The sequence below is a fragment of the Stackebrandtia soli genome (assembly GCF_965137155.1).
GTDB classification, from domain to species: Bacteria; Actinomycetota; Actinomycetes; order Mycobacteriales; family Micromonosporaceae; genus Stackebrandtia; species Stackebrandtia soli.
In genome coordinates, this window is the sequence record NZ_CBCRZX010000023.1 from 22951 (window position 1) to 29455 (window position 6505).

Here is a 6505-nt window from a genome sequence, read left to right on the forward strand (position 1 = left end):
ACGGCCGCCCGGGACGGGTCTCTGTAGCGAGCCGTGGACCGGTCGCCCACCTGCTCGACGGCGACCGTCGGACACCTGGGCGAACACTCCGATGGTCGACCTCCGATCTGACGCGGCGGTCGTTGACGGCCACCGAAGCATGGCGTGGCCCCCACCAAGCCACGGGACACCCGCACGCCGAGGTTCGGAGAACGCGGCGAGGCGAAAGACGCTGTGGTTTCAAGCAAGTAGTGCCACCGGGCACCCAATGTGAACGGAACGGCTGAGCCGTCTCGCGTCGGGCAGGCGGCGCCGAGCGGGCGATGGTCAGAGTTGCAGCAGGACCGCCAGCTCGGTCGGGTCGTACCATTCGAGCTCGTGATCCTCGGCCGCGTCGACGACGAACCGGGCGTCCTCGTCACCCGCGTCGGCGGCGACCAACGCCTTCACGGCCGCCACCACCTCCGACTCCGCGTCCAAACCATCAATATGGACAGCCGCGACGGACGACAGGGGAATCGGCGCGTCCCATGTGACCTTGCTGTCTCCCAACACATACCCACCGGCCGCTGAGACCTGTCCGTCCACATCGGCGGATATGACCGCGCGTCGGGGCTGATCGGTCGGCGCCTCCGCCAACAACCACAGCGCGTCCTGAGCGGCCCTCGTGAACGCGACGTACTCGAAGTCCTCCTCATCGCCCTCGGTGTACCACTCACGCAGGCCGGGGGTGACGGCGTGCGCCTGCTTCGGCGTGACCGCCTCGTCCTCGTACAGACGGCGCAGTGTCGCCACCGTGGCGGGCAGGTAGATCCGTGTCATAACGGCGATTATTCCTCCGGTATCCGGTGCGGCCCGGCGCAGGCCCGATCCGCGACCGCGCTCACAACAACCAGCATGACGTCAGCAGACCTCGCCGACCGTCGGCGCGCAACTGAACGTCCAGCACGCGGTGATTGTCCCCCACCTCGATCGTCACGAGCGCGTCCGCCGTTCCCGCCCGCACTCCCGGCCGCAATCGACCGACCCGCGCGCTCCGAACGGATCGCAGCCCCCGCAGGCCGTCGACGTCGCCGCCGCAGGAACGGCACAGCACGGTGCAGGCCTCGACGAAGGACGCGTACCCCGCGCGGTCGCTGAAACGGCTCATTCGCTCGACCGGCAGCCGCGCCGTCAACACACCGGTGATGACGTTCGCCGTCACCGCCATGACCGTCATGTCCGGCTCGGTCCGTTCGGTGACCGACCGCCCCGCCCGCACCGAACCCACCGACCGCCGCTGGCTCGACAACCGCAACGGCACATGAAACTGTTCGCCCACAACGGCATCGGCGCCGCCAGTACCCACGACGATCTCCTTCGACTCACGAGTTCAACGCGGCACCGGCAAGTCCCACGGCAGGTATTTTGTCCCACTCACGGGTGAAAGATCGCGATTCGACCGGCGCGTCGCCCGAACTTCCGCGCGAAACGACGGCGCCCGGCGGGTCTCGGGTGAGACCGGCCGGGCGCCGTCGTCGCTGTCGTCAGTCCTGGGCGCCGGGAGCGCCGTGGCACCGCTTGTACTTCTTGCCGGAGCCACAGGGGCATTCGGCGTTACGCGGAGTCGTGGAGCCGACCTTCTGGCCCGGGGCGGGCTGCTTGCCACCGGACGCCGCCTTCGACGACGGTCCGGCCTTGCGGCCCTTCTTGCCGTCGGCGCGCAGCGCGTCCGGCACCTCCTCCTTGACCTGCGCCCCACCGTCGATCGTGGGCGAGGTGTACTGGAGCCTCGTCGGTTCGGTGACCTGCGGGAGGCCCTTCGCCGTGATCGTCGCGGAGGACGACACGGGCGACGGCTTCGCCTTACCCGCCTTGGCTGCGGCCTCGGTCTCCTCGGCCTCCTTGACCTGGATCTCCAGGTTGAAGAGGTATCGGACCGTGTCCTCCTTGATGCCGTCCAGCATCACGGTGAACATGTCGAAGCCCTCGCGCTGGTACTCGATGACCGGGTCCCGCTGCGCGTAGGCGCGAAGGTTGATGCCTTCCTTGAGGTAGTCCATCTCGTACAGGTGCTCGCGCCACTTGCGGTCGATCACCTGGAGGAGAACGTTGCGCTCCAAGTCGCGCATGAGCTTCTCGCCGACCTCCTCCTCACGGGTGGAGTAGGCGGTGTGGATGTCCTCGGTGATGGCGTCGGCGAGGTTCTCCGGGTCGAGCTTCTCGCGGCCGCCGACCGACTTCTCGACCTCTTTCACGGTCACGCCGATCGGGTACAGCTGCTTGAGCGCCTTCCACAGCTCGTCGAGGTCCCAGTCCTCGGTGAAACCGTCCTCGGTCGCGCCGTTGACGTACGCGACGATCACGTCGTCGATCATGTTCTGGATCTCGGCGTTGACGTCCTCGCCGTCGAGCACCCGCGAGCGCTCGGCGTAGATGACCTGGCGCTGCTTGTTCATGACCTCGTCGAACTTGAGGACGTTCTTCCGCGACTCGGCGTTCTGGCCTTCGATCTGCGCCTGCGCGCTGCGGATCATCCGGGTGACGATCTTGTTCTCGATCGGCATGTCGTCCGGCATGTTCAAGCGCACCATCAGCGCCTCGACGGCCTGCGAGTTGAACCGGCGCATCAATTCGTCCTGAAGGGACAAATAGAAGCGCGATTCGCCCGGGTCGCCCTGACGGCCGGAACGTCCACGCAGCTGGTTGTCGATACGGCGGGACTCGTGCCGTTCCGTGCCGAGGACGTACAGACCGCCCGCGTCGCGGACCTCCTCGCCCTCCTCGTCACAGGCGGCCTCCCACTTCTTGAGGGTGGTCTCCCATTCGACGGCGTACTTGTCCTCGTCGGCCTCGTCGATGCCGCGACGACGCAGCTCGGCCGCCGCCAGGAACTCGGGGTTCCCGCCGAGGAGGATGTCGGTACCACGACCGGCCATGTTCGTCGCGACGGTGACGCCGCCCTTGCGGCCCGCCTGCGCGACGATCTCGGCTTCCTTGGCGTGGAACTTCGCGTTCAACACCGAGTGGGGGATGCCGCGCTTGCGCAGCATCGTCGACAGCATCTCGGACTTGTCGACGCTGACGGTACCGACGAGAACGGGCTGGCCCATCTCGTGCCGTTCGACGATGTCGTCGACGACGGCGTCGTACTTGGCGTCCTCGGTCTTGTAGACGACGTCGGTCTGGTCCTTGCGGGCCAGGCCGCGGTGCGGCGGAATCTCGACCACGCCGACGTTGTAGACCTTGTTGAACTCGCCCGCCTCGGTGGAGGCGGTACCCGTCATGCCGGCGAGCTTGTCGTACAAACGGAAGTAGTTCTGGAGGGTGACCGTCGCGAGAGTCTGGTTCTCCTGCTTGATCTTGACGCCCTCTTTGGCCTCGATGGCCTGGTGCATGCCCTCGCTGTACCGACGTCCGCTCAGGACACGACCGGTGAACTCGTCGACGATCAGGACCTCGCCGTCCTCGGAGACGATGTAGTCCTTGTCCTTCTTGAACAGTTCGCGGGCGCGAATGGCGTTGTTCAGGTACCCGACGAGCGGCGTGTTCGACGACTCGTACAGGTTCTCGATGCCGAGACGGTCCTCGACGACGGCGACACCGGACTCGGTGACACCGATCGTGCGCTTGGACTCGTCGACCTCGTAGTGGACGTCGCGCTTCATGCGCTTGACGATGGTCGAGAACTCCTCGTACCACTTCGCCGACAGGGCGGCCGGGCCCGAGATGATCAGCGGCGTCCTGGCCTCGTCGATGAGGATCGAGTCGACCTCGTCGACGATGGCGAAGTGGTGGCCGCGCTGAACGCGGGCCTCCTTCGTCCGGGCCATGTTGTCACGCAGATAGTCGAAACCGAACTCGTTGTTCGTTCCGTACGTGATGTCGCACTTGTAGGCCTCGCCGTGCTTGTTCGTCTGGCCCGCGAGGACGACACCGACGGTCAGCCCGAGGAAGCGGTGGATCTCCCCCATCCACTCGGCGTCGCGCTGTGCCAGGTAATCGTTGACCGTGATGATGTGAACGCCCTTGCCGGTCAACCCGTTCAGGTAGGCGGGCAGCGTCCCCACGAGGGTCTTACCCTCACCGGTCTTCATCTCGGCGATGTAGCCGAAGTGCAGGGCGGCTCCACCCATGATCTGGACGTCGAAGTGACGCATCCCGCGCACTCGCTTGGCGGCCTCACGGACCGTCGCGAATGCTTCGGGCAGCAGGTCGTCGACGGTCTCGCCGTCGTCCAGGCGCTCGCGGTACTCATCGGTCAACGCTCGCAGCTGCGCGTCGGTGAGGTCGGTGTAATCGTCCTCCAACTCGTTGACCGCCTTGGCGATGGCCTTCAGTCGTTTCAGCATGCGGCCTTCGCCGGCCCGCAGCAGCTTCTCGAAAATTGACACGGTGTTGTCAGTGCTCCTTATTGCGCTACCGGCGTTCCATCGTACGTGGGTGTTCGCGTGTGCTAGAACGGCCGGGGGCGACAGTTATTCCTGTGCGCGGTGAGACGGACCTCGACATGATCGGGTTTCGACTCGCCAACATCTAACCGCAACAAGCGTCACGGTGGCCACACCCCGTACAGTGCCGTCGATCCGAACGGCACCGAAAGGAGCCCCATGAGTCATTTCCCCCACACTGAGTTGTCGACACGACACCTGCTGATTCGCCCGTTTATCGACTCCGACGTCGACGACATCGTCGCCTCGTGCTCCGACCGGACCGCTCGACACTTCCTTCGGCTGCCGGACCCGTACACCGCCGACGACGCGCGGGTCTTCATCGACAAGGCGCGGCGGAAATGGGAATCCGGCTCGGCGGAGTGGGTGATCGCCGACCCGGAGACCAATCGATACCTCGGGGGAATCGGCCTCGCCGACGTCGATCGCGGCCGGGGCAGCGCCGAAATCGGCTACGTGACGGCGCCGTGGGCGCGCGGGCGAGGCGTCGCGGCGGAGGCGACGATCGCCGTCACCGACTACCTCTTCGCCAATCGGATCGAGCGCTCCGAGCTTCGCGTCGTCCCGGAGAACATTCCCAGTCAGCGTGTCGCGATCCGCGCCGGTTACCAGAAGGACGGCCTCCTGCGGTCCGCGGCGGTCGGCGAACAGTGGCGCAGCGACTACCTCGTCTACTCGCGTCTACCGACCGATCCGCCGCCCCCGGCACCGCGCTACCTGCCGGACCTGCCGAGCGGGCGCCTCACCGACGGCGTCGTCGCGCTCGACCCGTTCACGCCAGACGACACCGACGAGTACTTCGCCCTGAGCGCCCTGCCGGAGGTCTGGGGCACGAGCATGCCGCCGATTCCACCGGACCGCGCCGCGATCGAGCAGCTGTGCAACCACGGCGCGCAGATGGCGTGGCTGGCCGGTCAAGCGGCCCGAATGGCGATTCGCGACGCCGAGACGGGGAAGCTCGCCGGAGCGATGGGCGTCTACCGGCAAGGCGGACCGCTCCCGCAGGTGATGCTCGGTTACAGCCTCGCGCGCGAGTTCCGGGGGCGCGGCTTCATGTCGCGTGCCGTCGGGCTCGCCGTCGACTGGTCCTTCGACATCGTCGGCGCGAAACGCGTCGTCGCGGGCACCGCCAGCGACAACGCGGCCTCGCAGGCGGTCCTGGCCCGAGCCGGGTTCGTCAAGGAGGGCCTGGAACGAGACCGACTCCTCGCTCCCGGCGGGGGCTTCGTCGACAACGTCATGTGGTCGATCCTGCCGAAGGACCGTTGATGCGGACCGCGGCCGCGACACGGCCGTCACCGGGAACCCCGAACGACGACGCGTTCGTCACCGGGCCGAACTTCGCAATCGTCCTGGATGGAGCGACCGCGCCCCGGTCGAGGGACAGCGGCTGCGGCCATGACGTGCCGTGGCTCGTCGCGCGAGTCGCCGGCCATACGGCGGCTCGACTGCTCACGTCGACGGCGCCGCTGCCGGAACTCCTCGCCGACGCGATCACGGCGACCCGCGCCGACCACGCGGACTGCGATCTGTCCAATCCGGACTCCCCGTCCACGACCATCACGATCGTGCGAGCGCGGCCCCATGGCGTCGACTATCTCGTTCTCGGGGACTCGCCGCTGCTCGTCGAGACGGCGGTGGGTCTTTCACCCGTCATCGACGACCGCGTCGATCACCTCCCCGACTACAGCTACGACTCCGTCGCGAAGCTGCGCAACAGTCCCGGCGGGTTCTGGGTCGCCAGCACTCGCCCCGAAGCCGCCCGGATGGCACTGACAGGCACGATTCCAACGGGGCAGGCCCGGCGACTGCTCCTGTTGACCGACGGGGCCTCGCGCCTCGTGGAGCGATACGGCTTCGCATGGGCCGACGTCCTCGCACTGGCCGAACAGGACGGACCGACGGGCCTGCTCGATCGGGTCCGCGCCGCCGACGATGCCGCGGAAGGGGTGCGCGGCAAGCGTTTCGACGATGCCACGGCCGTGCTGTGTCACATAGACGACATCGATAATGATTGACAGATCCGCGCTGAAATAGCACAGTCATATGAAACGGCCGGTGTCGGCCTCATGACTTTGCGAATTGCGTGACCTGAG

5 protein-coding genes are annotated in these 6505 nt (G+C 66.9%); 2 read left to right on the forward strand and 3 right to left on the reverse strand.

Annotated features, from left to right (window positions below; translation table 11 throughout):
* Nucleotides 1-306: 306 nt before the first annotated feature.
* The 3 genes from ACM9NP_RS14505 to secA form a co-directional block, all read right to left on the reverse strand.
* Nucleotides 307-801, reverse strand: a complete 495-nt coding sequence (locus ACM9NP_RS14505) for a DUF6912 family protein (RefSeq protein ID WP_415647211.1) — start codon at nucleotides 799-801, stop codon at nucleotides 307-309.
* 61 nt (nucleotides 802-862) lie between these two features.
* Complete coding sequence (locus tag ACM9NP_RS14510; RefSeq protein WP_415647212.1) at nucleotides 863-1327, reverse strand: hypothetical protein; 465 nt, start codon at nucleotides 1325-1327, stop codon at nucleotides 863-865.
* A 178-nt stretch (nucleotides 1328-1505) separates the two neighbouring features.
* Nucleotides 1506-4352, reverse strand: coding sequence for a preprotein translocase subunit SecA (gene secA / locus ACM9NP_RS14515; protein ID WP_415647213.1), 2847 nt, complete (start codon nucleotides 4350-4352; stop codon nucleotides 1506-1508).
* A 216-nt stretch (nucleotides 4353-4568) separates the two neighbouring features.
* Between secA and ACM9NP_RS14520 the strand changes: the two genes are divergently transcribed.
* Nucleotides 4569-5678, forward strand: coding sequence for a GNAT family N-acetyltransferase (locus tag ACM9NP_RS14520; protein ID WP_415647214.1), 1110 nt, complete (start codon nucleotides 4569-4571; stop codon nucleotides 5676-5678).
* Nucleotides 5678-6427 carry a protein phosphatase 2C domain-containing protein gene (locus tag ACM9NP_RS14525; protein WP_415647215.1) on the forward strand — a complete coding sequence of 250 codons (750 nt, stop codon included), beginning with the start codon at nucleotides 5678-5680 and terminating at the stop codon, nucleotides 6425-6427. Before ACM9NP_RS14520 ends, ACM9NP_RS14525 begins: the two co-directional genes overlap by 1 nt.
* The last annotated feature ends 78 nt before the right edge of the window (nucleotides 6428-6505 follow it).